This window comes from Parasynechococcus sp. (assembly GCF_045559935.1).
GTDB lineage: Bacteria > Cyanobacteriota > Cyanobacteriia > PCC-6307 > Cyanobiaceae > Parasynechococcus.
The window spans coordinates 1-24,167 of record NZ_JBJLJL010000004.1 but is presented as its reverse complement, the minus strand read 5'-3'; the positions used below and the strand labels follow the sequence as shown (position 1 = coordinate 24,167).

Annotated in this window: 31 protein-coding genes and 1 pseudogene; 8 read left to right on the top strand and 24 right to left on the bottom strand. The window is 63.8% G+C overall.

Annotation, left to right across the window (positions count from 1 at the left end):
* Position 1: 1 nt before the first annotated feature.
* The 3 genes from ACJ0G7_RS01930 to purS are packed head-to-tail and all read right to left on the bottom strand — an operon-like array spanning position 2 to position 1,871.
* Complete coding sequence (locus ACJ0G7_RS01930; RefSeq protein WP_407394982.1) at positions 2 to 967, bottom strand: LD-carboxypeptidase; 966 nt, start codon at positions 965 to 967, stop codon at positions 2 to 4.
* The gene (purQ, locus tag ACJ0G7_RS01925; RefSeq protein ID WP_407394980.1) at positions 967 to 1,620 is read right to left on the bottom strand and encodes a phosphoribosylformylglycinamidine synthase subunit PurQ; all 654 of its coding nucleotides are present in this window, start codon (positions 1,618 to 1,620) and stop codon (positions 967 to 969) included. The genes ACJ0G7_RS01930 and purQ overlap by 1 nt, the downstream gene beginning before the upstream one ends.
* Positions 1,617 to 1,871 carry a phosphoribosylformylglycinamidine synthase subunit PurS gene (purS, locus tag ACJ0G7_RS01920; protein WP_043696732.1) on the bottom strand — a complete coding sequence of 85 codons (255 nt, stop codon included), beginning with the start codon at positions 1,869 to 1,871 and terminating at the stop codon, positions 1,617 to 1,619. The genes purQ and purS overlap by 4 nt, the downstream gene beginning before the upstream one ends.
* A gap of 130 nt (positions 1,872 to 2,001) precedes the next feature.
* Here purS and ACJ0G7_RS01915 point away from each other — a divergent pair, with 130 nt between their 5' ends.
* Positions 2,002 to 2,328: a hypothetical protein gene (locus tag ACJ0G7_RS01915; RefSeq protein ID WP_043696728.1), complete on the top strand. Its 327-nt coding sequence runs from the start codon at positions 2,002 to 2,004 to the stop codon at positions 2,326 to 2,328.
* Here the strand turns inward: ACJ0G7_RS01915 and ACJ0G7_RS01910 are convergent.
* Genes ACJ0G7_RS01910 through ACJ0G7_RS01900 form a run of 3 tightly spaced genes read right to left on the bottom strand, consistent with a single transcriptional unit; the run spans position 2,289 to position 4,328 of the window.
* On the bottom strand, positions 2,289 to 3,311 hold the full coding sequence (locus tag ACJ0G7_RS01910; protein WP_407394978.1) for a mechanosensitive ion channel family protein: 1,023 nt from the start codon (positions 3,309 to 3,311) through the stop codon (positions 2,289 to 2,291). The genes ACJ0G7_RS01915 and ACJ0G7_RS01910 overlap by 40 nt on opposite strands.
* 37 nt (positions 3,312 to 3,348) lie before the next feature.
* Positions 3,349 to 3,996, bottom strand: coding sequence for a DUF938 domain-containing protein (locus ACJ0G7_RS01905; RefSeq protein ID WP_407394976.1), 648 nt, complete (start codon positions 3,994 to 3,996; stop codon positions 3,349 to 3,351).
* A gap of 2 nt (positions 3,997 to 3,998) precedes the next feature.
* Positions 3,999 to 4,328 (bottom strand): helix-turn-helix transcriptional regulator, encoded by a 330-nt coding sequence (locus tag ACJ0G7_RS01900; protein WP_043691838.1) that lies wholly within the window; start codon positions 4,326 to 4,328, stop codon positions 3,999 to 4,001.
* 48 nt (positions 4,329 to 4,376) lie between these two features.
* Between ACJ0G7_RS01900 and ACJ0G7_RS01895 the strand changes: the two genes are divergently transcribed.
* The 3 genes from ACJ0G7_RS01895 to ACJ0G7_RS01885 all read left to right on the top strand — a co-directional run bounded on the left by ACJ0G7_RS01895 (position 4,377) and on the right by ACJ0G7_RS01885 (position 6,956).
* Positions 4,377 to 5,399, top strand: coding sequence for an ArsJ-associated glyceraldehyde-3-phosphate dehydrogenase (locus ACJ0G7_RS01895; RefSeq protein WP_407394974.1), 1,023 nt, complete (start codon positions 4,377 to 4,379; stop codon positions 5,397 to 5,399).
* Positions 5,396 to 6,649 carry an organoarsenical effux MFS transporter ArsJ gene (arsJ, locus tag ACJ0G7_RS01890; protein ID WP_043691832.1) on the top strand — a complete coding sequence of 418 codons (1,254 nt, stop codon included), beginning with the start codon at positions 5,396 to 5,398 and terminating at the stop codon, positions 6,647 to 6,649. Before ACJ0G7_RS01895 ends, arsJ begins: the two co-directional genes overlap by 4 nt.
* Before the next feature lie 88 nt (positions 6,650 to 6,737).
* Positions 6,738 to 6,956 carry a hypothetical protein gene (locus ACJ0G7_RS01885; RefSeq protein ID WP_043696719.1) on the top strand — a complete coding sequence of 73 codons (219 nt, stop codon included), beginning with the start codon at positions 6,738 to 6,740 and terminating at the stop codon, positions 6,954 to 6,956.
* 31 nt (positions 6,957 to 6,987) lie between these two features.
* Here ACJ0G7_RS01885 and ACJ0G7_RS01880 read toward each other — a convergent pair whose 3' ends face one another.
* The 3 genes from ACJ0G7_RS01880 to ACJ0G7_RS01870 form a co-directional block, all read right to left on the bottom strand.
* Positions 6,988 to 7,140, bottom strand: coding sequence for a hypothetical protein (locus ACJ0G7_RS01880; protein WP_407394971.1), 153 nt, complete (start codon positions 7,138 to 7,140; stop codon positions 6,988 to 6,990).
* A gap of 70 nt (positions 7,141 to 7,210) precedes the next feature.
* Positions 7,211 to 7,945, bottom strand: coding sequence for a leucine-rich repeat domain-containing protein (locus ACJ0G7_RS01875; RefSeq protein WP_407394969.1), 735 nt, complete (start codon positions 7,943 to 7,945; stop codon positions 7,211 to 7,213).
* Positions 7,946 to 8,209: 264 nt separating this feature from the next.
* Positions 8,210 to 8,425 (bottom strand): hypothetical protein, encoded by a 216-nt coding sequence (locus tag ACJ0G7_RS01870; RefSeq protein ID WP_043696712.1) that lies wholly within the window; start codon positions 8,423 to 8,425, stop codon positions 8,210 to 8,212.
* A gap of 124 nt (positions 8,426 to 8,549) precedes the next feature.
* On the opposite strand from ACJ0G7_RS01870, the gene ACJ0G7_RS01865 reads away from it, so the two are divergent.
* Positions 8,550 to 8,741, top strand: coding sequence for a hypothetical protein (locus ACJ0G7_RS01865; RefSeq protein WP_407394967.1), 192 nt, complete (start codon positions 8,550 to 8,552; stop codon positions 8,739 to 8,741).
* A gap of 12 nt (positions 8,742 to 8,753) precedes the next feature.
* Here ACJ0G7_RS01865 and ppk2 read toward each other — a convergent pair whose 3' ends face one another.
* The 3 genes from ppk2 to ACJ0G7_RS01850 form a co-directional block, all read right to left on the bottom strand.
* Positions 8,754 to 9,641, bottom strand: coding sequence for a polyphosphate kinase 2 (gene ppk2 / locus ACJ0G7_RS01860; protein ID WP_371257654.1), 888 nt, complete (start codon positions 9,639 to 9,641; stop codon positions 8,754 to 8,756).
* 64 nt (positions 9,642 to 9,705) lie between these two features.
* Positions 9,706 to 11,073, bottom strand: a complete 1,368-nt coding sequence (locus ACJ0G7_RS01855) for an ATP-binding protein (RefSeq protein WP_407394964.1) — start codon at positions 11,071 to 11,073, stop codon at positions 9,706 to 9,708.
* Position 11,074: 1 nt separating this feature from the next.
* Positions 11,075 to 11,800 (bottom strand): response regulator, encoded by a 726-nt coding sequence (locus ACJ0G7_RS01850; protein ID WP_173402124.1) that lies wholly within the window; start codon positions 11,798 to 11,800, stop codon positions 11,075 to 11,077.
* 160 nt (positions 11,801 to 11,960) lie between these two features.
* Between ACJ0G7_RS01850 and ACJ0G7_RS01845 the strand changes: the two genes are divergently transcribed.
* Positions 11,961 to 12,416 (top strand): EF-hand domain-containing protein, encoded by a 456-nt coding sequence (locus ACJ0G7_RS01845; protein WP_407394962.1) that lies wholly within the window; start codon positions 11,961 to 11,963, stop codon positions 12,414 to 12,416.
* On the opposite strand, the gene ACJ0G7_RS01840 is transcribed toward ACJ0G7_RS01845, so the two are convergent.
* From ACJ0G7_RS01840 to ACJ0G7_RS01825, 4 genes are read right to left on the bottom strand one after another with little or no spacing between them, the layout of a single operon-like run.
* Positions 12,401 to 12,787 carry a hypothetical protein gene (locus ACJ0G7_RS01840; protein ID WP_407394960.1) on the bottom strand — a complete coding sequence of 129 codons (387 nt, stop codon included), beginning with the start codon at positions 12,785 to 12,787 and terminating at the stop codon, positions 12,401 to 12,403. The two genes, ACJ0G7_RS01845 and ACJ0G7_RS01840, sit on opposite strands and share 16 nt — an antisense overlap.
* Complete coding sequence (locus ACJ0G7_RS01835) at positions 12,784 to 13,029, bottom strand: hypothetical protein (protein WP_043691820.1); 246 nt, start codon at positions 13,027 to 13,029, stop codon at positions 12,784 to 12,786. The genes ACJ0G7_RS01840 and ACJ0G7_RS01835 overlap by 4 nt, the downstream gene beginning before the upstream one ends.
* 56 nt (positions 13,030 to 13,085) lie before the next feature.
* Complete coding sequence (locus ACJ0G7_RS01830) at positions 13,086 to 13,703, bottom strand: DUF4335 domain-containing protein (RefSeq protein WP_043691817.1); 618 nt, start codon at positions 13,701 to 13,703, stop codon at positions 13,086 to 13,088.
* A gap of 11 nt (positions 13,704 to 13,714) precedes the next feature.
* Positions 13,715 to 14,251 (bottom strand): DUF3038 domain-containing protein, encoded by a 537-nt coding sequence (locus tag ACJ0G7_RS01825; protein ID WP_043691815.1) that lies wholly within the window; start codon positions 14,249 to 14,251, stop codon positions 13,715 to 13,717.
* Here ACJ0G7_RS01825 and ACJ0G7_RS01820 point away from each other — a divergent pair.
* The gene (locus tag ACJ0G7_RS01820; protein ID WP_052378155.1) at positions 14,250 to 14,813 is read left to right on the top strand and encodes an adenine phosphoribosyltransferase; all 564 of its coding nucleotides are present in this window, start codon (positions 14,250 to 14,252) and stop codon (positions 14,811 to 14,813) included. The two genes, ACJ0G7_RS01825 and ACJ0G7_RS01820, sit on opposite strands and share 2 nt — an antisense overlap.
* On the opposite strand, the gene ACJ0G7_RS01815 is transcribed toward ACJ0G7_RS01820, so the two are convergent.
* The 5 genes from ACJ0G7_RS01815 to dapB form a co-directional block, all read right to left on the bottom strand.
* A complete protein-coding gene (locus ACJ0G7_RS01815) occupies positions 14,804 to 15,016 on the bottom strand; it encodes a DUF2949 domain-containing protein (protein ID WP_043691812.1) in 213 nt (70 codons plus the stop codon). The two genes, ACJ0G7_RS01820 and ACJ0G7_RS01815, sit on opposite strands and share 10 nt — an antisense overlap.
* Before the next feature lie 19 nt (positions 15,017 to 15,035).
* On the bottom strand, positions 15,036 to 16,199 hold the full coding sequence (locus ACJ0G7_RS01810) for an FAD-dependent monooxygenase (protein ID WP_407394956.1): 1,164 nt from the start codon (positions 16,197 to 16,199) through the stop codon (positions 15,036 to 15,038).
* Between the two features lie 39 nt (positions 16,200 to 16,238).
* A complete protein-coding gene (locus ACJ0G7_RS01805) occupies positions 16,239 to 16,487 on the bottom strand; it encodes a high light inducible protein (protein ID WP_043691805.1) in 249 nt (82 codons plus the stop codon).
* Between the two features lie 64 nt (positions 16,488 to 16,551).
* Positions 16,552 to 17,202 carry a hypothetical protein gene (locus ACJ0G7_RS01800; RefSeq protein ID WP_407394954.1) on the bottom strand — a complete coding sequence of 217 codons (651 nt, stop codon included), beginning with the start codon at positions 17,200 to 17,202 and terminating at the stop codon, positions 16,552 to 16,554.
* A 12-nt stretch (positions 17,203 to 17,214) separates the two neighbouring features.
* On the bottom strand, positions 17,215 to 18,048 hold the full coding sequence (gene dapB / locus ACJ0G7_RS01795; protein WP_043691800.1) for a 4-hydroxy-tetrahydrodipicolinate reductase: 834 nt from the start codon (positions 18,046 to 18,048) through the stop codon (positions 17,215 to 17,217).
* Positions 18,049 to 18,164: 116 nt separating this feature from the next.
* Between dapB and ACJ0G7_RS01790 the strand changes: the two genes are divergently transcribed.
* A complete protein-coding gene (locus ACJ0G7_RS01790; RefSeq protein WP_407394952.1) occupies positions 18,165 to 22,175 on the top strand; it encodes a magnesium chelatase subunit H in 4,011 nt (1,336 codons plus the stop codon).
* Here the strand turns inward: ACJ0G7_RS01790 and ACJ0G7_RS01785 are convergent.
* From ACJ0G7_RS01785 to ACJ0G7_RS01775, 3 genes and pseudogenes are all read right to left on the bottom strand, one after another.
* Complete coding sequence (locus ACJ0G7_RS01785; RefSeq protein ID WP_407394950.1) at positions 22,165 to 23,151, bottom strand: GlcNAc-transferase family protein; 987 nt, start codon at positions 23,149 to 23,151, stop codon at positions 22,165 to 22,167. The genes ACJ0G7_RS01790 and ACJ0G7_RS01785 overlap by 11 nt on opposite strands.
* A pseudogene (gene folP, locus ACJ0G7_RS01780) lies at positions 23,144 to 24,029 on the bottom strand (dihydropteroate synthase). Before folP ends, ACJ0G7_RS01785 begins: the two are co-directional and overlap by 8 nt.
* The coding region (locus tag ACJ0G7_RS01775; protein WP_407395047.1) for a triose-phosphate isomerase at positions 23,992 to 24,167 on the bottom strand (176 nt) is incomplete at its 5' end. The pseudogene folP and the gene ACJ0G7_RS01775, both read right to left, overlap by 38 nt.

Below are 24,167 nucleotides of genomic sequence, written 5' to 3'. Positions count from 1 at the left end.
GTCATGGGATCAGGCTGAGGTGGCCGGTGCGCCCGTCGATTCGCGCCTCCGCGCCCAGGGGCAGCGCCATGTTGGGCAGTCCATGGCCCACGGGAAGATCAACGATCAGCGGCACGCCCAGATCCCCCAGCCGCTCCTCCAGGATCTCCTCCATTGTGAAGTCACCGGGAAGGATGTCGTCCTTCTCCCAGCTGAACCGCCCGCAAGCCACGCCGGAGAGTTGCTGAAGCAACCCGGCGCTGCGCCACTGGGTCAACATCCGGTCCACCCGGTACGGGGCTTCGCCAACGTCTTCCAGCACCAGGATCGCGCCGCGCAGATCCGGCATCCAGGGGGTGCCGATCAGATGCGTTGCCACAGTGAGATTGGTCACCACCAGCGGCCCCTTGGCTTGGCCGGGCCGTCTGCCGACCCCCTGCAGTGGTGCCACCGGGTGTCCGCTCAGCAGAGCCACCGTCCGTTGCCAGCGTTCCTCCGGTCCGCCGCTGGAACCATGGATGGCCCCCGGCAGCCCGGCGGCCCACTGGGCCAGCAGCAGCGAGCTGGAATCGGAGAAGCCCACCGTCCACAGGGCCCGGCCAGGGAAGCGGAAGCCCGCTTCCAGCACCCGCGCACCCCCCCAGCCACCACCCACGTACAGCACGCCGTCCACGGACGGGTCGTTCCAGGCTGCGTTCAGCTCAGCGACGCGCTGCTGATCGGTCCCGGAGAAGTAGCGCCACTGGCGCCGCACCGTGTCGGGGATTTCCAGCACCCATCCCTCAGCGGCACAGCGCTCGATCAGGGGGGAGAAATCCATCTCCGGATCCATCCAGGTGCCTGGATTCACCGCTCGCAGCCGCGAGCCACGGCGCAGCGGTGCCGGTCGGTTGGCGCCAGAGGCCTGCACGGCTCTGCGCCGATCAGGCAGCAACGCTGCCATCGCCGCCGTCGCTCCTGAGATCAGCAGCGATCGGCGGTTCCACATCAGCTCAGCAGCGCCTCGAGCATGGCCCGTCCGTCGATGCCCCCGATGGCCTCATCACAGGCCCGTTCCGGATGTGGCATCAGCCCCAGCACGTTGCCGGCCGGGTTGGTGATGCCGGCGATGTCGGCCACGGAGCCGTTGGGGTTGCTGCCGTAACGCAGGGCAACGGCATCGTCGTCCTGCAGTTGGCGCAGGGTCTCGTCGCTGCACTGGTAACGCCCTTCCCCGTGAGCGATCGGGAGGGTCAGCGTGCCTCCGGTGCCGTAGGCCCGCAGCCAGGGGCTGCGGGCACTGGCCACCTGCAGCTGCGCGTCCTCGCAGATGAAGTGCAGATCGCGGTTGCGGGTGAGGGCCCCGGGCAGCAGTCCAAGTTCGGTGAGCACCTGGAAGCCGTTGCAGATGCCCAGCACCCTGCCGCCGCGGGAGGCGAAATCCAGAAGCGACTGCAGCACCGGTGCGAAGCGGGCGATCGCTCCGCAGCGCAGATAGTCGCCGTAACTGAAGCCGCCGGGCAGCACCACCGCCTCCAGTCCGCTCAGGTCGGTGTCTTCATGCCAGAGCCGACGGGTGGGCATGCCGAGACAGCCTTCGGTGGCCCACTGCACATCCCGGTCGCAGTTGGAGCCGGGGAACACCACGACACCGATGCTCATGGGTTCTGCAGCTCCAGAGACCAGTCCTCGATCACCGGATTGGCCAGCAGCCGATCGCTCAGCAGTTCCAGGCGTCGCCGTGCCTCGGCTTCATCGGGGGCCTCCACCTCCATCTCGACCGACTTGCCGATGCGCAGTTTGCTGATGCCTTCCACGCCGAGCCTGTTGGCCGCGCTGCGGGCGGCTTCGCCGGCTGGATCGAGCACGGAGGGACGCAGGCGCACCAGGACGCGGGCTTGATAAAGCGGCACGATCACCGGAGGAGCTGGTTGAATCCTGCCAGACACTGACCCCTTAAGACATTCGTTGATCCTGGGCTGCTGCAGGGTCATGGCTCTGGACTGACCCGGTGGTAGACCGGAATCCCATGCGGTGGTGGTGATGGCTGTCTTCTCCCTTCCCTGTCGCAGTTGTGGTGAACCGGTTGATATTCCCGGCCGTTACGGCTTCAAACTCAAGAATGCCGGGATCAGTGCATCCCTGTGCAACAACTGCCGGCGAGGGGGGTTTCTGCAGGCACGGCAGGATGGACTCAGTGCGGCCGATGCCGCTGACGTGAAGCCGGCTACACGGCGACTGATCCCCGTGTTGGCGATCGTTCTGCTGGCCTTGATCACCACCGTCGGTCTGTGGCTGCAGCGCGGCGCAGGGGCGCCCCCTGCAGGCGGTCAGGATGCCGTCACCGGTCTTGACTCCCCTTCCAGATAGAGCGTCTGGGTGGGGAAGGCGAAGGTGATGCCTTCGGCGGCGAAGGCTTCCATGATTCCGAGATTCACCTCCTGTTGAGCATTGAGAGCCATGGTGTAATCCCGGGTGTCGATGGTGTACACCAGCTCGAAATTGAGGCTGGAGTCGCCAAATTCCGTGAAATGGCAACGATTGAATGTTGTGTTGGCAATGGTGTTGATCACGGCCTCCACGATCGCGGGGATCGCTTTCATCTGATCCACTCCGGTGTCATAGGTGACGCCGAGGGAGTAAATCATCCGCCGTGTGTTCATGTCGGCGAAATTGAGGATGGTGGCATTGGTGAGTGCCGAATTGTTCATCACCACGGCTTCTCCTCTCAGGCTGCGCAGGTGGGTGGAGCGCACCCCGATCCGCTCCACCGTGGCTGATGTGGACCCCACCGTGATGAACTGCCCCACGGTGAAAGGTTTATCAAGAAGGATCATCAGGTAGGCAAACAGTTCCTGAGCGGGATCCTTGAGAGCCAGACCGATGCCGATGCCGCCGGCGCTGAGCAGAGCCCAGATGGCGGCGAGTTTCACTCCGAGGCTCTGCGAGAGCACGAGCACTCCGACGATCCAGACGAGGGCCTGCACCAGGGGTTGAAGACTCCTGAACAGCTGCTCGAGATCGTCTCCGGCCCGCCGGGCCACCCCCTCCAGAAAACGGCTGCCGACGCGATTCACGAAGCGGACGATCACCACGGTGCCGATGATCCTCAGCACCACGTCGTAAGCCCGCTGGATGTCGTTGGGAAGCCCGAGATTCGTCTGGGTCAACAACAGCACCACGACGATGCCGAAGGGCAGCACCGACTGCGACAGAGCTTTCAGAACGAAATCATCAAAGTCACTCGCGGTGCGTCGTGTGAACCGCGGCAGCACCCGTCGCAACAGGAACGATGCCGTCAGCGTGATCGCAACCCCGATGACAAAGTTCGTCAGAAAGAGCGTCAGATTCACCGGCCATGGAGTCACCGTCGCGAGTCTGAGCGGCTCTTCAGCACTTGGCAATCGTCATCCGTCGCTGCAGCACAAGCGTGAGATTGTTCGCCGGCATGGTGTGGCAGCTGATGCGTTCCATGGGCAGGGGCTCCAGCAGGTCATCGATCCAGGCCACATCCCGCACACCCCAGCGGGGGTCCCGCTGTCTGAGGGAGGCGTCAAAGGCGGCATTGCTGGCACTGGTGTGCTGACCATCGCGGCGGAACGGTCCGTAGATGATCAGCAGGCCATCGTCCGGTAGGCGCTCACAGGCCTCCAGCAACAGCGCCTCGCTGCAGGCGGCGGGGCTGATGTGAAGCAGGTTGATGCACACCATGGCCGCGAGACCGTCGGCAACCGGTCCGGGAAGGCGCCAGGGACGCTCCTGCACATCGAGATCCAGCGCTGCCGGCATCACGTCATCCAATCCGGCATGGCGGATCCAGGCGTTGATGCTGGCGCGGTGATCGGGGTTCGGATCGCTTGCCTGCCAGAGCAGTCCGGGGAAGCGTTGCTGGAACGTCACCGCATGTTCCCCGCTGCCGCTGGCCAGTTCCAGCACCACGCCTCTGTCGGGAAGCAGCGTGTCGAGCAGGGCACCGATCGCCGCTCTGTTGCGTTCGGTGGCCGGGAAGATCAGCCGCTGGTCAGAGCCCTGGGTCACGGTCAGTCGCAGCAGGGTGCAGCCGCCGTGCTGCAGTGACGGCGCAGATCACTGAGCCAGGTCTCGAGATCTCGGATCATCAGCGGCTCCAGGCGGTAGTAGATCCAGCGGCCGCTCTGGCGATCGGAGACCAGCCCCGACTCCTTCAGCACCCGCAGATGGAAGGACAGCTTGGACTGGGCGAGATCCAGATCGCTGGTCAGATCACAGACGCAGCGTTCACCCTTCCCCAGCTGCAGCAGGATCCGCTGCCGGGTGGGATCCGCCAGGGCCTTGAGCAGGCTGCTGGCCTGATCGGCGCTGAGCCGGGTGTCAGTGGCGTGTTGTTGCATCAATCAAGATTGATTGATCAAAATGAACCCGTCAATTTTCACAGCCCCATGCGCATCGGTATCAACGGCTTCGGTCGCATCGGTCGGCTGGTGTTCCGCGCACTCTGGGGCCGTCCGGGCATTGAGCTCGTGCACGTCAACGACCCTGCCGGGGATGCCGTCACCGCCGCCCACCTGCTGGAGTTCGATTCGGTGCATGGCCGCTGGGATCGGGGCATCTCAAGCGATGCCGATGGTTTCTCGGTGCAGGGATCTCCGTTGACCTGGTCGAGCAGCAGGGACATCACCGCCGTGCCCTGGAAGGAGCGTGGGGTGGAGATGGTGCTGGAGGCCAGCGGCAAGATCAAGACACCGGAGACGCTCAATCCCTATTTCGACAGCGTCGGGCTGAAGCGGGTGATCGTGGGTTGTCCGGTGAAAGGTGAGGTGGCCGGCGAGGAGGCCCTCAACATCGTCTACGGCATCAACCATCACCTCTACGAACCGCACCGTCATCGCCTGATCACCGCGGCGTCCTGCACCACCAACTGCCTTGCACCGGTGGTGAAGGTCGTGCATGAGACCTTCGGCATCGAGCACGGAATGATCACCACCATTCACGACATCACCAACACCCAGGTGCCGATCGATGCCTTCAAGAGCGATCTGCGGCGGGCCCGCTCCGGCCTCACGTCCCTGATCCCCACGACCACCGGCTCGGCCAAGGCGATCGCGATGATCTTCCCCGAGCTGAAAGGCAAGCTCAACGGCCATGCCGTCCGGGTGCCGCTGCTCAATGGCTCCCTCACCGATGCGGTGTTCGAGCTCAAGCAGGCCGTCAGCGTCGAGCAGGTGAACGCCGCCTTCAGAGCCGCTGCCGAGGGTCCCCTGAAGGGAATCCTGGGTTACGAGGAGCGGCCTCTGGTGTCCTGCGACTACACCAACGACGATCGCAGTTCCATCGTCGACGCTCTGTCGACGATGGTGGTGGACGACACCCAGCTGAAGGTGTTCGCCTGGTACGACAACGAGTGGGGCTACAGCTGCCGCATGGCGGATCTCACCTGCCGCGTGGTGGAGCTGGACGCGTGAAGCTCTCCGCTCTCCAGCAGTACGGCATCGTCACCGTCAACTACTGGGCATTCACGCTCACCGACGGTGCGCTGCGGATGCTCGTGGTCTTCCACTTCCACAAGCTTGGCTACAGCACCCTTGAGATCGCCTTTCTGTTCCTCTTCTACGAGTTCTTCGGGGTGGTCACCAATCTCTACGGCGGTTGGATCGGTGCGCGCTACGGCCTGCGCCTGACCCTCTGGGTCGGCACCCTGCTGCAGATCCTCTCCCTGGTGATGCTGATCCCGGTGGCAGCCAGCTGGCCGAAGCTGCTCAGCGTCGGCTACGTGATGGTGGCCCAGGCGATCAGCGGCATCGCCAAGGATCTCAACAAGATGAGTGCCAAGAGCGCCATCAAGACGGTGGTGCCTGAGACTCCTGACGATGCGCAGCGTGGGGAGAAGCAGCTGTTCAAATGGGTGGCGATCCTCACGGGCTCAAAGAATGCCCTCAAGGGGGTTGGATTCTTTCTCGGAGCGGTGCTGCTCACGATGTTCGGGTTCAACGCGGCCGTTGGCTGGATGGCGGCCGGCCTGGCCATGGCCTTCCTGATCACCCTGGTGCTGCCGGGTGAGATCGGAAAGATGAAGGCCAAGCCGGCCTTTTCGTCGCTGTTCTCCAAATCCGAGGGGATCAACGTGCTCTCTCTGGCGCGGTTCTTTCTGTTCGGTGCCCGTGATGTGTGGTTCGTGGTGGCGCTGCCGGTGTTTCTGGAGGCGTCGCTCGGCTGGAACTTCGAGCAGGTCGGGGCCTTCATGGGCACCTGGGTGATCGGTTACGGCATCGTTCAGGGGACGGCTCCAGGTCTGCGGCGTCTCTGGGGGCAGACCACCACACCGGGGGTGTCGGCGGTTCAGTTCTGGAGCGCCCTGCTCACGGCCATCCCGGCCCTGATCGGCGTGGCGCTGTGGAGAGAGGCGAATGTGGGCGTGGCGATCACCGCAGGTCTGGCGGCCTTCGGCGTCGTGTTCGCAATGAATTCATCGATCCATTCCTACATGGTGCTGGCCTACACCGATGCGGAGAGCGTCAGCCTCAACGTCGGCTTCTATTACATGGCCAATGCCGCAGGACGTCTGGTGGGAACCCTGCTCTCCGGGGCCGTGTTCATGCTGGGACGCACCGCAGCCGGCGGCATGCAGGCCTGTCTTTGGTGTTCGTCTCTGCTGGTGCTGCTCGCCTGGATCAGCAGCCTGCGGTTGCCACCACCGTTGCGGGCGGCACCCTGAGGACAATCTGAGAAAGATCTCAGCGGTAGGCATTCATACAGCTCTAAATGAAGGGCAGAGCATGAATGGATCTGTCGCTCCGAATGTGATGTCTCACGAACCAGGAAGTCCGGATTGTCGCCTTGTGATCGATGCCAAGCGTTCCCTTGAGGATGTGCTTCGGGTTCTCGATGGGATGCCCCACACCGATCACATCCGTCGACAGCTGCTGTCGGTCTACAACCAACTGGAAGGGATGCACGATCTGAAACGGGCCGGTGGTGCGGATGTTTCCTTCCGTTCCACCGACTGGTGCTCCGCCAAGTAAGCAAGCAGCCGCTCTTCATCCGTACGGGTGGTCATCCGTTGATCAGGGGAAGCGCAACAGTGGTGGTGATCGGGTCCAGGCCCACGATGGATCGCAGAACAGCGATCGCATCGCCGACACCGATGGCCCCGCTTTGATCGACATCCATCAGGGAGCTGGGGTTCACACCTGGGAATTTGGTCATCGATTCCTCCAGGCCGACCACGGTTCTGAGGATTGAAATGGCATCGCTGACCCCAAGGTCTCCGCTGTTATCAACGTCTCCGATCAGAGCAGTCCGTCTGTCCGGTGATTCCATCGCGATGATTCAGGGTTGCGTCGGAGTCAAAGACGCTGCTGGTGGTCGACTCGGCGTCGAAACGCGTTGGGAGATACACGCTCAGATCACTGGATCCCTGAAAGGCGTCGTCTCCGATGGCTGTGACGGAGTCGGGAATCACAAGGTCTGACAGGTTGTTGTTGGCGAAGGCCCGCTCGCCGATCGACTCCACCGTGTTGGGGATCGAGACCCGCGTCAGCTGTGAGCCGTGGAAGGCATCGTCCCCGATGGACGTAACGCCATCGGGGATGGTGATGTCGGTCAGTTGTGTCTGGTAGAAAGCGAACGATTCGATCGAGCGTGTGGATTCGGGCAGCTCAATCGTCTGCAGCTGCGTGTCGGAGAACAGCGCCGGCGGAATGGTGGTGATCGAATCCGAGAGGGTTGCTTCGGTGATGCGGGATCCCCGGAATGCGCTTTCCCCAAGCTGAGTCACGGACTCTGGCAGCCGGATGCTGGTGAGGCCGGACGCACGGAAGGCGCCGATGTCAACCGTGGTGACCGATTCAGGAATGGCGATGGAGGTCAGCCGGCTGGCGCTCTGAAAGGCGTAGGAGCCGATCCGTGTAACCGTGCTTGGGATGACGACGGCGGTCAGGTTGGCTGGGCGGCCGATCTCCTCGCTCAGGTTGCTGAGGGTGTTGTCAGGGATCTCCGTGGAACCCTCCAAGTATCACAAGTTCCGTGCCGTAGCGAGCCCCTTGCGGGTCGAAATTCAGCTGATAAGTGAAGCTCACAGCCTTGTGACATTCAACCCGATTTTACTTGGTTACCAGGCCTAAGATCGCATCAGTCGCTGCGATGCCATGTTTGAAAATGACCGCCGTCCGGCATGGTTGAACTGGTTGTTTTTGGTGATGTTTTTATATTCTTCCTGGCAATTATCAGCGTTCTGGTTTCAGCGATTTCACGGTTGATCCCGAAGGCGGCAGGGTCAGGCCATTCCGGCTCCGGTGAGCCGGATCGTGCCCCAAAGATCGAAGACGCAGAAGATCAGCCCGATGACGATCAGATCCCAGGCGCGATGGCGAACGGCCCAGGGGGCGAGGAACAGTTCGGCAACACCGTGAAGGGCCGTGCCGATGGCGATGTGTTCCAGCACCAGAAGGCCGTGAGCCAACAGGAAAAGCCCGCTGGCCACGCATCGCATCAGCACCTGCCAGGACCCGCCCAAATTCCTGTGAGGAAAGAAAGGTCCAGCACCTTAAGCGTGATGGGGCCACGGCTCAAGGTCCGACGTGGGCATGATGTAACGAAGTTGTTACATCACTCTCATGACCATCGGTGAGCTCTTCCTGGAGTCCCTGAACAGCGGTGTCATCACCGAAGGTGATGTGAACTGGCTGGCCCACCATCAGGAGGATTTCAGCCGGGCGGAGGTGGCCGCCGCCATCCGGCTCGGACGCCTGATGGACGAAGGCGAGGTGAACCTCGGCTGTCATCTGCCTGTGGCCGCTGCGGCTTGAGCCTGCTGAGGATCAGTCCCGGTAGGGGTAGTTGTTCGGAACGAAGAACTGCTCATTGAAGGGGGGACGCTTGTAGTCCCCCTGCTCCGGGCGGCTCGGCATCTCGATCGGGTCCGGCGTCATGTCCTCATAGGGCACCTTGCTGAGCACGTGGCTGAGGCAGTTCAGGCGGGCACGGCGTTTGTCATTCGCCTCAACGGTGAACCAGGGAGCCTCGGGGATATGGGTCTTGGAGAACATGATGTCCTTGGCTCTTGAATATTCGACCCAGCGGTTGCGGGATTCGATGTCCATCGGGCTCAACTTCCAGCGCCGCTCCTCGCAATCGATACGCGCCTGGAAGCGCTTCTCCTGCTCCTCGTCGTTGATCGAGAACCAGTACTTCAGCAGCAGGATGCCGTCCTGGACGATCATCCGCTCGAACTGAGGGCAGGCCACGTAGAACTGCTCCACCTGCTCCGGGGTGGCAAACCCCATCACCCGCTCCACTCCGGCGCGGTTGTACCAGCTGCGATCGAAGACGACGATCTCGCCGGCGCTGGGGAAATGCTCCACATAGCGCTGGAAGTACCACTGGCTCTTCTGCTGATCGGACGGCGTGCCGAGGGCGACGACCCGGCATCCGCGCGGATTCATCGGTTCGGTGAGGCGTTTGATCGAACCGCCCTTGCCGGCGGCATCCCGTCCCTCGAACAGGATGATCATCCTGAAGCCCGTGGCCTTGACCCAGTACTGCATCTTCACCAGTTCGGACTGGAGCTTCGCCAGTTCCTTCTCGTAGGTCTTCTTCTCAAGGCGCTTGTGATCGCTGGAGAAGCCGTCCTGGAGTTCGATCAGCATTTCCTGGGGGTGATCGATATCGCCGTCACTGTGGTCCAGAGCGTCCAGCACAGATGCCATGTCGTGCTTCTGGTTTTTGCTCATCGGTCGCGGAACTCGATGGACTATTCATGCCACCGTCACGTTAAGAACGGATTTCAGATCGCGATTTCCGATCAGTTCCGGAGCCCGGCCTGCCGTTGGCCTCCGTGGCCGGAATCTCCAGCACGACAGCGAAGTGGCCGGGTTCGGAACCGGAGGCGGCCTGCCGGAAACGGATGCGACCGCCGTGCTGAGTCACCACATGGCCGACGATCGCCAGACCGAGGCCGCAATGTCCCTGCTCGCCACGGGCCTCGTCGAGGCGCTGGAACGGTTGCTGGGCACGATCCCACTGTTCCGGGGGAATGCCGTCGCCCTGGTCCCAGACCTCGATGCAGAACCCCGGATCCCGATCCAGCAGCCGCACCACAAGCGGAGGTCGGCCATAGGTGAGCGCGTTGTCGATCAGGTTGGAGACCGCTCGTCCGAGCGCCACCGGCCGCACGTCGGCCGTGATCGGCAGCAGGTCAAGCCGGAGTTGCTCCTGGGGATGGCCCGCCGCCACTTCCGCGAGCCATTGATCCAGCGGACAGGCCACCATCCGTTCCCGTTCTCCCCCGCCGGCATAGAGAAGAAACTGGCCGGTGATCCGTTCCAGTGCCTCGAGATCACTGGTGCAGCGTTGTCGCTCGTCCGCCCCGAGCCTCGGCAGCGAGAGGCGGAAGCGCAGCCGTGTGATCGGGGCGCGCAGGTCATGGGCAATGCCGGCGAGCATGGTGGCGCGCTCGCGGCGGTTCGTCGCCAGGCGCTGCACCATGGCATTGAAGCGACGGGTGATCCGCTGCACCTCGGGTGCCCCGCTGACGGGGACCGTGGCCGGATCGGAGCCTTCCCCCACCCTTGAGAGGGCCCGCTCCAGTCCGCGCAGGGGCCGTTCCACCTCCAGCAGCAGATAGAGAACCCCGGTGAAGATCACCGCTGCGACCAGGGCAACCACCAGCAGCATCGGCTCCGGTGGCCAGCCTCGTGCCGTCGGCAGTTCCACCCGCAGCCAGACCGGTTCCAGTGGAGAGATCAGCTCGATCCACACGCCCTGTTGGCGAGAGCTCCCCTGCGCCGGCAGCAGGGTCGGGCAATGGGAGAGGCGTGTGCAGAGTTCGTTCTGCAGTCCCTGCATGCGCCGGTGCAGTCCGGCATCCACCGGACCGGCCCGGGGCGGACGCTCCATCACCGCCAGCTGCAGGCCCGTCAGTTCGTTGATGAGCACCGGTGGGTAGCGCTCCAGCGTCAGTTCCGTCAGCCGCACATTGAGCGCCAGTTCCCGGCCCAGCTGAACGGTCTGCACCCGTTCCAGCTGTCGGCCGAACAGCACCTGCAGCAGCAGCAGAGCCAGCACCCAGCCCCCCACCAGGAGGCCGCTCCAGCAGCTCACGCGCAGGATCAGCCGCCACCAGGAGACGGCCAGCCTCATCTCAGCGGGAGCGGGGCGTGCCATCCGGCACAAAGACGTAGCCGTATCCCCATACGGTCTGCAGGTAGCGAGGTCGTGTCGGGTCCGGCTCCACCAGCTTGCGCACCCTGGACACCTGCACATCCATGCTGCGACTGTCGGTCTCACAACCGGGTCCGCGGGCCAGCTCGATCAACCGTTCCCGGGACAGAGGGCGGTGGGGATGCTGAACGAATGCGGCCAGAAGACTGAACTCGCCGCTGGTGATCACAACGGGTTGATCGTTCTGGAGCAGTGTGCGGGCCGAGAGATCGAGCACGTTCTCCCCGAAGCTCACCTGGCCGCCTTCCGCCACCGGGGTTCCTGCCGGAACGGTGCTGCGGCGGCGCAGCACCGCCTCGATGCGGGCGGAAAGCTCCCGCGGCAGAAACGGCTTCCCGAGGTAGTCATCCGCTCCCTGTTCCAGGCCGATGATCCGATCCACGGCCTCTCCCCGGGCGGTGAGCATCACCACAGGCAGGTCATCTCCGGCATCGCGCAGACGGCGCAGAGCCGTCAGCCCATCGTCGCCGGGGAGCATCAGATCCAGCACCACAAGATCCGGACGCTGGAACTCCAGGCGGGCCTCCATCTGCTTCACATCGCAGAGGCAGCGCACGTCGTAGCCCTGATCGATCAGATAGGTCCCGACCATCTTGCGCAGCTCGGGATCGTCATCGACCACCCACACCATCGATGCACGGGTCATGGTCAGCTGTTCGGATTCCGTCGGATGAGCCGATCGTATGCAGAGGGGCCTGGACTGTCGTCGTTCAGGGGAACCCTGTCACAGCTGCCGCCACCCCGGTCACGTTTCAGACACCGCCAGGGCTTGATGGTCTCCATAGGCTGGATTCATGCCTGCTCCCTTGACTTCCGGGGCCCTTGCACTGGCCCTGTCCATCCTTTCGACGGCATCGTCCGCCATGGCCCAGTCCAACGGACAGCCGATGCAGGTGTACAGCACCCGGATGCAGGCTCTGTTCGTGAGGCTCGATGCGAACCGCGACGGGCGCCTTGATCCGGGGGAGCTCCAGGGCCGTCGGGCTCTCGAGCGGCGTCTGCGTCGCACGAAAGGTCGCACTTATCTGTTGATCGAAGATCTGAGCGTTCCCGCTGCCCAGCCGAGCGGCCAGCGGCTGAAGCGTCGCTTCCACAAGGCCGATCTCAACGGTGACAAGTCGCTCAGCCGAGTGGAGGCCGCTGCGATTCCCTGGATCGGCCGTCATTTCGACCGACTGGACGGTGACCGTGACGGGGGTGTCACGCTCGCGGAACTCTGGAATCTGCAGCGCTCCCTGGCGCCCCGTCAGCGTCGACCCTGATCGGGTGGCGACAGCATCAGGCGGAGCAGTCGCAGCAATCGCCACACACCGCCGAGGATCAGAACAGCGGCGAGCACCACAAGGGCTCCGATCAGCACCACGGCCGCCAGTCCCAGCAGAGCTTCCAGCAGTTGCTGGATGCCGCGGATCAGATCAGCGATGGCCTCGCTCACCAGCAGCACCACATCCACCTGCTCCGGCAGGCGTTGCAGCAGGACGACCACGCCGATCCCGCCACTGAGCATCAGCAGAACCGCCACCAGCTGACGCACGACCAGTCCGGTTGGAATGCGGCGACGGCGTCGGAAGACCTGCCGTGATCCCTCCCCTCGCTGGGGACCACGCTGGGGTCGGCGGGCCACCTTGCTCATAGAACCAGCGAGTGTCCGGCACCGCGCATCCAGCGCTCGAATTCGATCAACACCAGTTCATTCGGGCAGTCGATCAGGGTGAGGCTGCCCACGGTGCAGTCTCCGTATCCGCTGTGGTGGAGCGTCAGGTGGTATCCCGAGCCGCTGAGGCCGCACACCTCGGGATCACTGCGCACCACCACGTCCAGGGAGGCGCCGATGCGGGCGACACGCCTTCTCAGTTCAGACCAGCTCACCGTCATCGCGGAGCACCGAACAGCTCGCCTAAGCGACGATTCTGAAGCCTGTGCAGCGCTCGTCAACGCTCTGCTTCCGCGGCCGGTTGTTCGGATGGTTGCACCGGTGCTGTGGTCGGCTTCTCCTGCAGCGGCGGGAGAGGCAGCACGAGCGCTGCCGCGACGCTGGAGGCCAGGGCGAGACCGCCGAGCACGGGGGCACTCAGGCGGCGCTGCAGAGGAATCTTCTCCACCAGCTCCTGACGCGGCAGCGGCCTGTTCTCGGCCAGCTGCCAGCTCAGCTGGACCCGCTGATCGAGTCGAAGCCGGTCCAGGCAGCGCACGAGATCCGAGAGCTCGGCGTCATCGAGCATCAGCCGCAGCGGCTCGATGCCGTCCTGACTGCTGCGCAGGAGCAGCTGATGCTGGGCCCCTGCCGGTTCAATGGTCACGACGTCACCATCGGACGCGAAGGACCGCCCCACGCCGGAGAGCAGGTGGCGGGCGTAGGGCATCACCACGGCCATCAGTGCTTCCAGGTGTTCGCGGGTTCCCTGGAGTTCCGGGGCTGCCACCAGCTGCATCCGCCATCCGGAGAGGATCCCGATGGCATCCACGGGTTGCCCTGAAGACAGATCCGGGTAGCCCTCCACCAGCAGTCGCGCAGCGGTCTGTTCGTAGCGGTAAGCGTTCTTCTGCATGCTGCGGTGAGTCAGGGCGTCGGGTCGAGGAGGGTGGCCCGCAGGCGATCGATGCCACCGGGCCCGGCCACCAGCGCCAGTGTGCTGATCAGCTGACGGCGGATCGGCGCACCGGATTGCTTGTCGAGCAGCCGCAGAACGGCTCCCCGCCGGGGGTTCATGCGTTCCTCGATCAAGTCATCCAAGCGGGTTTCGAGCAGCTGCCATCGCTGGCGGGTGAGCTGCTCCGGCTCCCGGGAGGAGAGCAGCTGATGCAGCATCGGATAGATCCGTTCCGCCATGGCGCAGACCAGACAGATCAGAGACTCCGCATCCAGCGGTGCCAGCTGTTCCCGCCGTGTGGTGCGCCGCAGTGGGTTGTGACAACGCCGTTTCCAGAGTTCAACCCGGTTGGGAAACTGGGATTGCAGCCCCATCTGGTGGCTGGTCCAGAGCATGAACTCGCCGGCATTGAGGTCGAGAGCCTCGATGGTGAGCAGCAGCAGATCCAGTCGTTCCACACCACGTCGGCCGAGGCGGGCACCCTGGGGGGCAGAGGCATCAGTCATGGCTGCGATGATGCCAGGGGTTATGCCTCTGCGTCATCAGGCTTTGGATCTTCAGCCTTTCATTCGATCAATCCCTGATTTTCCCAAGCCAGGCATTCTGTTCAGGGACATCAATCCCCTGCTGAGCTCCCCCCAGGCCACGGCTGAAATGCTCCGCCGTCTCGGAGAGGTCTGCGACACCCTGCGTCCCGATCTGATCGTGGGAATCGAGGCCCGGGGGTTCATCATCGGTGCCCCGCTGGCTCAGCGTCAGTCCCTTGGGTTCGTGCCTGTGCGCAAACCGGGAAAACTTCCGGGCGGGGTGATCGGCATCGATTACAGCCTCGAATACGGCAGCGATCGCCTGGAGATTCAGGAGGACGCCCTCAACGGCAAGCCGAGGGTGCTGGTGGTGGATGATCTGCTGGCCACCGGTGGCACGGCATCGGCAGCAGGTGCCCTGGTGGACAAGGCCGGTGGCACGCTCTGCGGTTTCGCCTTCGTGATCGAGCTCGATGGACTCGGTGGTCGCGCGGCCCTGCCGCAGGGGCTGCCTGTGGAAGCCCTGCTCGTCTATTCCTGAGTGTTCTCCCAGTCGAGCACCTGCTGAAACTGCTCGAGGCTGAGCAGACCGAAGCTCCAGAGCACGATCGGCAACGGTGCCTGCTCCAGTTCGGCCTGGCGCAGGCCGAGATTCAGGGCGTTGTCACTCAGCCCCAGCCGGCGCTGCAGAAAGTGGAGCAGCGCCTCCGATGGAAGCGGCTGAGGGTGACTGCAGACAACCATCACCCGACTCCGGTTCAGTTCAGTCTGGCAGGGGGCGTCCAACCCGCAGCGGGCCATCGGTCATGGCACTGAGGCAGAGGCGCCGAAGTGGGGAGCTGAGGGCCAGGCAGGGCAGAAGCAGCTGCCGGAAGGCCACCAGCAGGGGGTGACGGTTCGAGAACAGCCGCACGAGAGCATCCGTGGCCAGTCCCACCATCAGCAGATCCGGCCAGCGTCGACGGCTGTAACGGGCGGCGGTGCGTGGGCCGATGCCTTGGCTGGCCACAAGGTCCGTCAGCGTCTCGACATCGCGCCAGCAGAGATTCAGGCCCTGCCCCCCCACCGGATGGCAGCGGTGACCGGCCTCTCCCACGAGAACGGCCGGGCCGTGACGGAGGCTCCTGGCCAGCATCCAGGTCTGGGGGAAGGCGGCCGGTCGGTCAAGGAGCAGATCCGGTTCCACTCCTTCCGGCAGAACCGTGGCCAGGGCATCGAGGAACGCTCCATCGGCCAGGTCGGCGCGGTCGAGGCAGTGCTGCATCGGAGCACTCCAAACCACCTGATAGGAGCCATCGGCCATGGGAAGCACCGCCAGGGGGCCTTCCGGTCGGAACAGCTCGTAGGCCCCACCGGGTTCGACACCGCGCAGAACCACCTTCGCCGTCAGGCAGCCCTGCCGGTAACGGTGCTGAACCACGTCGATGCCCCAGGACTGTCTGGTGGGAGACGACGGACCATCGGCTGCGACGACGAACGCAGCTGGCTCCCTGGTCATTTGATCCTGATCTCGGCCCAGACCAAGGGTCACATGGGGCGACTTCTCCAGCCTGGCCAGAAGCAGCCGCATCAGCGGACGGTGGTCGAGGATCCAGCCGATGGCCTGGTGACGACGGTTGCTGCGGCGCAGATCCTGCTGGCCGAACAGCACACGACCACCGCTCCCCGCATCGCGCAGGTCCAGCCGGGTGAAGGGAACGAGTGCATCGCCCAGGGATGTCCAGAGGTCCAGGCGCTGAAGTAGCCGCCGACTGGAGTGGGTGATGGCATAGGCCCGGCTGCGACTCTGCAGCTCCGGGGCCGTGAGGGGGTCTTCAAGCAAGACGCTCTGGCCTTGATGGGCCAGAGCCAGAGCGAGGAGAGATCCTGTGGGACCGGCTCCTCGAACATGAATGGACGGTGATGCGTCCGGGGGTGAGGCGACCATCAGCAGAGTGTGGCTGAGGTCACCCCTTCAGCGTGAGCCTCAGCCCAGACCCAGCAGACCGTGGGTGAAGGCTTCTCCGCCCAGGGCGATCTCGGTGGCGAGAAGGGCGATGAAGCCCAGCATGGCCATGCGGCCGTTCAGCTTCTCGGCACGCTCGTGAAAACCCCAGCCACGCTCTGCTTCCACCACTTCCATGCGGGGCTCGGAGGCGAAGGCATTCAGGCGACCGCCGTCTTCGGTGGTGACGGTGGCGCCGCGGATGACGGGAGCGGAAGGGGTCTGAGCCATGGTCGCCTGGGGTGTGATTGCAACGAAGTGTAAACCAGGTTTAAGAAATGTATTGCGATGGGGGTCAGCGGCGGGCCAGGCGCAGTTGGCACAGCTCCTCGAAGGCCGGTCTGAGCAGGAAGGGATAGTCGCCCACCCAGAGGCGCAGCCCTGGAATCCAGGCGTCACTCAGGGCGCTCACCCGTGAGAAATCCTTGCGATCACTCAGAACAAGGCAACGGACCACCGTGCCCTCGCGGATCACCTGATGTTTCTTGTCCATCGGAAAGGCCAGGCGTCCGAGGTAGCCGTCCTCGTCCTCCAGCTCCAGCAGCATCCAGGTGCGGCGGTTCTCCACCAGCTCCAGTTTCCCGCTGCTGTCGGCCTGCTCATGGCGGTTTTCGATGCGCTCGCGGGTGGTCACCTCGGCGACTTCGCCTTCAAACAGAGCTGCCGAGGGATACCGGCGAAGCGTGGCGTTGCGCTGGCCTGCCTGCACGATCGGCCCCCAGAGCACATAGAGAAGGAACACCACCCCCGTCACCAGCCAGAACGGTCCCCAGCGACTGGCCATCTGGCTCTGGCTGATCAGCAGCGTGATCACGCCGCCGATGGCAGCCACCATCACCCGCTGCAGGATCTCGCGCGGCGAGCCCAGCGCGGCCCGGAACTGACTGCCGGTGGCAACCGCCGGAATCAGGCGCTGCAGCTCACCGGGGCGTAGGGGGATCAGCATGGGATGGGGCGATCAGATCAGTCGTTCGAGGCCGTAGACCAGGCTCTCGAGAGAGCGCACCCTGCGAACCGTCAGCAGCACTCCCGGCATGTAGGCGGAGCGATCGATGGTGTCGTGACGCAGGGTGTAAGTCTCACCCGGTGCGCCGAACATCACCTCCTGATGGGCCACGAGCCCGGGAAGACGCAGCGAGTGGAGTCTCAGGCCACTGTCGCGCCGACCGCCGCGGGATCCCTCCAGTGATTCGTGCTCATCCACCTCCGGTGGATTGAAGCTTTTGCCCAGCTCCTCCATCAGTTCAGCGGTCTTGATGCAGGTGCCGCTGGGAGCATCGGCCTTGCGGTTGTGGTGCAGTTCCGTGAGTTCCGCGTGGTCGTAGAAGCGTGCGGCTGCAGCGGCCGCCTGCTGCAGGAGCACCATGCCCACCGAGAAGTTGGGAATCACCGCCCCGCCGATCGAGGCCTTCGCGGAGAACTGGGTCAGATCATCCAGCTGCTGCGGGGACAACCCTGTGGTGCCGATCACCGGGTGAACGCCGTAGGCGATCGATGCACGCGTGTGGTCGTACACCACCGAGGGATGGGTGAAATCCACCAGCACGGCACCGGCCTCGGCCGCCCGCACCGACTGACTCACGGCGCAGAGGCATCCCTCGAAGTCGGCGGTGACCGCCACCTCCAGCTCACCGAGGCCGAGTTCCAGACCCACGTCACAGCCTTCCTTCCCTGGAGTGTTGTCGATCGCCCCCACCAGGGTGCAGTCCTCGGCACCTTGCACGGCTCTGATCACCTCGGCCCCCATGCGTCCGAGGGCACCGGCCACGACAACGGGAATCAGGGCGGTCATCGCTGCGCTGCAAACACCCCAAAGCCTATGGGGCTGATGTTGTAACGCCGCACTGGAAATCGTCGCAACGGACCGTGCCTGAACGTAGGGTTCTTCACATTGCTCAAAGTGCGCAGATGTTCACGCAGGTCCGCTCCGCCGATCGTCGCGTTGCTCCTGTGGAGGGTCAGAACCACAAGTCCGTGATGAAGGCGGTGTATGTGGTGCTGGAGCCTCAGTATCAAAATGCGCTCACCCAGGCCGCCACGGCGCTGAACGCCTCGGGGGGCGACCTCGGGATCGAACTGAGCGGCTATCTGATCGAGGAGCTGCGCGACGAGGACAATTACGCCGGTTTCTGCGCCGATGTGGCTGAGGCCGATGTCTTCATCGCCTCGCTGATCTTCATCGAGGATCTGGCCCAGAAAGTGGTGGAGGCCGTCGCCCCTCATCGGGATCGTCTGAAGGCGGCTGTGGTCTTCCCGTCGATGCCGGAGGTGATGCGCCTCAACAAGCTCGGCAGCTTCTCGATGGCCCAGCTGGGTCAGAGCAAGAGCGCCATCGCCGGTTTCATGAAAAAGCGGAAGGAAGCGGGTGGCGCCGGCTTTCAGGACGCCATGCTCAAACTGCTGAACACGCTGCCCACCGTTCTCAAGTACCTGCCTGTCGAGAAGGCTCAGGACGCCCGCAGCTTCATGCTCAGCTTCCAGTACTGGCTGGGAGGAACGCCGGACAACCTGCGCAACTTCCTGCTGATGCTGGCGGACAAGTACGTCTTCCCTGCCGCTGAGGGTGAGGGGCGGCCTGCGATGGAGGTGGCCGAGCCTGAAGTCTTCCCTGATCTGGGCATCTGGCACCCTCTGGCCCCCTCGATGTTCGAGGACCTCAAGGAGTACCTCAACTGGACCTCCAGCCGCACGGATCTCAGCGACAAAGCACGCAAGGGCCCGGTGATCGGCCTGGTGCTGCAGCGCAGTCACATCGTCACCGGCGATGACGCCCACTACGTGGCCACCATTCAGGAGCTGGAGTTCCGCGGTGCCCGTGTGATTCCGATCTTCTGCGGGGGCCTGGATTTCTCCAAGCCGGTGAACGCCTTCTTCTATGACCCGCTCAACCCCGAGCAGCCACTGGTGGACGGAATCGTCTCCCTGACCGGCTTCGCTCTGGTGGGTGGTCCCGCCCGTCAGGACCACCCCAAGGCGATCGAATCACTGAAAAAGCTCAATCGCCCCTACATGGTGGCGTTGCCACTTGTCTTCCAGACCACCAAGGAATGGGAGGACAGCGACCTGGGTCTGCATCCCGTGCAGGTGGCTCTTCAGATCGCCATACCGGAGCTGGACGGTGCCATCGAGCCGATCGTGCTCTCCGGTCGTGATGACGCCACCGGCAAGGCGCACACCCTGCAGGACCGCGTCGATGCCATCGCCGAGCGCGCCATCCGCTGGTCATCCCTGCGGATCAAGCCCCGCACCGACAAGAAGCTGGCGATCACGGTCTTCAGTTTCCCCCCCGACAAGGGCAATGTCGGGACGGCGGCCTACCTCGACGTCTTCGGTTCCATCCACCGTGTGATGCAGGAGATGAAGGCCAAGGGGTACGACGTGCAGGATCTGCCGGCCACACCCAAGGCATTGCTGGAGGCGGTGATCAACGACCCCGAGGCGATGCAGGGAGCTCCGGAGCTGTCCATCGCCCATCGGATGAGCGTCGAGGAATACGAGCGTCTCACCCCGTATTCGGAGCGATTGGAGGAGAACTGGGGCAAGCCTCCGGGCAATCTCAACAGCGACGGGCAGAACCTGCTGGTGTTCGGCCGCCACTTCGGCAACGTGTTCGTCGGCGTGCAGCCCACCTTCGGTTACGAGGGTGATCCGATGCGTCTGCTGTATTCCCGCAGTGCCAGTCCCCACCATGGCTTTGCGGCCTACTACACCTATCTCGAGAAGATCTGGGGCGCCGATGCGGTGCTCCATTTCGGCACGCACGGTTCGCTGGAGTTCATGCCCGGCAAGCAGATGGGCATGAGCGAAACCTGCTACCCGGATTCGCTGATCGGCGCTCTGCCGAACCTCTACTACTACGCGGCCAACAACCCGTCGGAGGCCACGATCGCCAAGCGCCGGGGCTACGCCTCCACCATCAGCTACCTCACGCCCCCGGCTGAAAACGCAGGGCTCTACAAAGGTCTGAAGGAACTGGGTGAGCTCGTCGGCTCCTATCAGCAGCTTCGCGAGGGCGGGCGCGGCATCCAGATCGTCAACACGATCGTGGAGACAGCCCGTCAGTGCAATCTCGATAAGGACGTCGAATTCCCTGAGGACGATGCGGCGTCCATGGATCTCGATGGACGGGATGCCCTCGTCGGTGCGGTGTACCGCCAGCTCATGGAGATCGAGAGTCGCCTGCTGCCCTGTGGTCTGCACACCATCGGCAAGCCGCCGACGGCGGAGGAAGCGATCGCCACGCTGGTGAACATCGCTGCCCTGGAACGCGAGGAAGATGGCCTGCGCTCTCTGCCCGGTCTGCTTGCCGAGGCGATGGGCCGGAGCATTGAAGAGGTCTACAGGGGGAATGACGAAGGCGTTCTCGCCGATGTTGAACTCAACCGCACGATCACCGAGACGTCCCGCGCCGCCGTTGGAGCGATGGTGCGATCCCTCACCGGTCGTGACGGTCGTGTGAGTCTGCGCAACAGCTTCGGCTGGTTCTACGACCTGCTCGCCAGGTTCGGCTTCCAGCTGCCCTCCCCCTGGCTGCGAGCCTGCTGCGGAGCCGGCTTCGTCCAGGTCGATGCCACGGAGCTCGACAAACTGTTCGGCTACCTGCGTTTCTGCCTCGATCAGATCTGCGCCGACATGGAGATGCAGAGCCTGCTCAAGGCACTCGATGGCGAATATGTGCTGCCCGGACCGGGTGGAGATCCGATCCGCAATCCAGGCGTGCTGCCCAGCGGCAAGAACATTCATGCCCTGGATCCGCAGGCCATTCCCACCCGTGCCGCCGTGGCTGCAGCCAAGGGCGTGGTGGACAAACTGATCGAACGCCAGCGTGAGGAGCAGGGCGCCTGGCCCGAGACCATCGCCTGCGTGCTCTGGGGAACCGACAACATCAAGACCTACGGCGAGTCGCTGGCTCAGATCCTCTGGTTCGTCGGTGTCAAACCGATGCCCGATTCCGTCGGTCGCGTCAACAAGCTTGAGCTGATCCCCCTCGAACAGCTCGGCCGCCCCCGGATCGACGTTGTCGTGAACTGCTCCGGCGTGTTCCGCGATCTGTTCATCAACCAGATGGCGTTGATCGACCAGGCCGTGAAAATGGCGGCTGAGGCCGATGAACCGCTGGAGCAGAACTTCGTTCGCAAGCACGCACTCGAGCAGGCTGAGAAAGAGGGCACCAGCCTGCGTGATGCCGCCTGCCGCGTGTTCTCGAACGCCAGCGGCAGCTACAGCTCCAACGTGAATCTGGCGGTTGAGAACAGCACCTGGGAAGAGGAGGGCGAACTGCAGGAGATGTACCTCTCCCGCAAGACCTTCGCCTTCAATGCCGACAACCCCGGCGAGATGAATCAGAAGCGTCAGGTGTTCGAGAGTGTGATGAAGACCGCCGATGTCACGTTCCAGAACCTGGATTCAGCGGAGATTTCGCTCACCGACGTGAGCCATTACTTCGATTCCGATCCCACCAAGCTGATCAAGGGGCTGCGAGACGACGGCAAGGAGCCCACCAGTTACATCGCCGACACCACGACAGCCAATGCTCAGGTGCGCTCCCTGAGCGAAACGATCCGCCTCGACTCCCGCACCAAACTGCTCAATCCGAAGTGGTACGAGGGCATGCTCGATTCCGGCTACGAGGGGGTGCGCGAGGTGGCCAAGCGTCTCAATTTCACCCTCGGCTGGAGTGCCACCAGCGGTGCTGTTGACAACTTCGTCTACGAGGAGGCCAACGAGACCTTCATCAACGATCCCGAGATGCGCAAGCGTCTGATGGAGCTCAATCCCAACAGCTTCCGCCGGATCGTGGGAACGCTTCTGGAGGTGAACGGTCGTGGCTACTGGGAGACTTCAGACGAGAATATCGAGCAGCTCCAGGAGCTTTACCAGGAAGTGGAGGACAGGATCGAGGGCGTTGTCACCGACTGAAGCGACCCTCTGATGCGCGCTCGCTGATGGTCCGGCCGGCGAAATCCACGCCGGCCCAGCGTTGATAGTCGTCCAGGCTTCTCTTGTCTCCAAGCCCGTAGCGATCAAGATCGTTGACGTCGTCAGGAGTCGGTCTCAGGCGATCCTGTGGAACGGTCTCAAGCGTTCCGAGCAAGGTATGCACCCGCACCAGGGAGCGCCGGTTCAGCAGAAACCAGTCGCTGTGGTCAGACCAGTGCGTCGCTGATGCGTCGTTTCCGTTGCTGCTGGATTTGTAGAGGTGAAAGAGCAGCAGCCGGTGAGGGCTGTACAGGTTGAAGCCATGGGTCCAGAGCCGTGCCGACATGGACACCTCTTCGCCGTAGAAGTACAGGCTGGGGTCGTACGGCACCTCCGGCACGATGCAGCCTGGACCGAACAGGAAGCCGCCGGCCATGAAGGCATTGGCCAGAGGTGCCGCCGGCTGTTGCTCCGGCAGTTGATAGCGGCTGATGCCCTGGAACTTGAGGATGCCGAAGTCATCAAACCGGTGTGCCGCCATCACGGGCAGGGTGTTGAGCTGGAGGCTGCACGGCAGCTGGAAGCCGTTCGGATACACGCTCAGCACCGCCTTCGGATCCAGGCAGGCCTCCCATGCCTTCACCAGGTCGTCATCCCAGTTCTGCACAGCCCGCATGTGGCTGTCGATCTGCAGCAGAAAGTCCTCTCCCCCGTAGAGCTGCTGGGCCTGATGCCGCGCCCAGCAGGCCCCCCGGCTGTCTTCCGCCCTGAACGGAATCAGAGCCAGGCTGCAATCCTGCGGGAAGGCTGTGGCGTTCCAGGCTGCAGGATCGCTGTCCGCGAGCTGAAGGCAGATCCCGAAGCGCAGCCGCTCGGGTTGGGCGGCCCGTTCGATGAGGTTGTGCAGTGTCGCCGGCAGATCCGGATCTCTGTAAGCCGCGATCTGAACAAAGATGCTGGGCGACGGATCAGTCACGCGGTTCAGGCCAGGACCAGAGTGTGGCCGCCATGCGCAGGGTCTGGTGCATGGGTCCCACATCGTGCACGCGCAGCACGGCGACACCGGCCTGGCTGCAGCGGCAGGCCACCGCGGCTGTTCCCCAGATGCGGGCCTTCGGTTTCGGTTCATCGAGCACCGTTCCGATGAACCGCTTGCGGGATGGGCCCACCAGCAGTGGGATGCTTCCGCGGCTGAGCTGTTCCAGGCCCTTCAGCAGCTGCAGGTTCTGCTCGGCAGTTTTGGCAAATCCGAGGCCGGGATCCCAGATGATCTGATCCCTGCGGAAAAATCCCGGCCTTGAGGGCTGTGTGGGTCCGCTCCTCCAGTCCCTCGCGAACCTCCTGGATCACGTCGTCGTAGTCCGTGAGGCTGTCCATCGTGCGGCTGTTCCCCCGGCTGTGCATCAGCACCACCGGGCAGCCGGCTTCGGCGATCAACGGAAGCATTGCGGGATCGCGACGGCCTGCACTGATGTCATTCACCCAGTCGGCGCCTGCCTCCAGGGCTGCCTCCGCCACCGGTGCGAGAAAGGTGTCCACGGAGATCAGGGCATCCGGGAAGCGTTCGCGGATGCGACGGAGCGGGGGCAGCAGACGACGCAGTTCCTCATCAGCACCGACCTCGCTGGCTCCCGGACGGGTGCTCTGGGCACCGAGGTCGAGCACGTCGGCCCCCTGGCGCAGCTGAATGGCCGCCTGGGACACGGCCTGGTCGACCTGCAGAAAGCGACCGCCGTCGCTGAAGGAGTCGGGGGTGATGTTGATCACCCCCATCAGCGTGGTGCGCCTCCGCCAGCCCTCAGGCCAGGGGCGACGGTCAGGGCGTCTGGTAGTTGGCAATGCGGGCGAATCCATCCGGCTTGAGCGAGGCACCTCCGACCAGCACCCCGTCGATGTCACTCATCGCCATCAGCTCATCGATGTTGGCCGGTTTCACCGAACCGCCGTACTGGATGACCAGATCCATGGCACCCACCCAGCTGCGGATCAGCC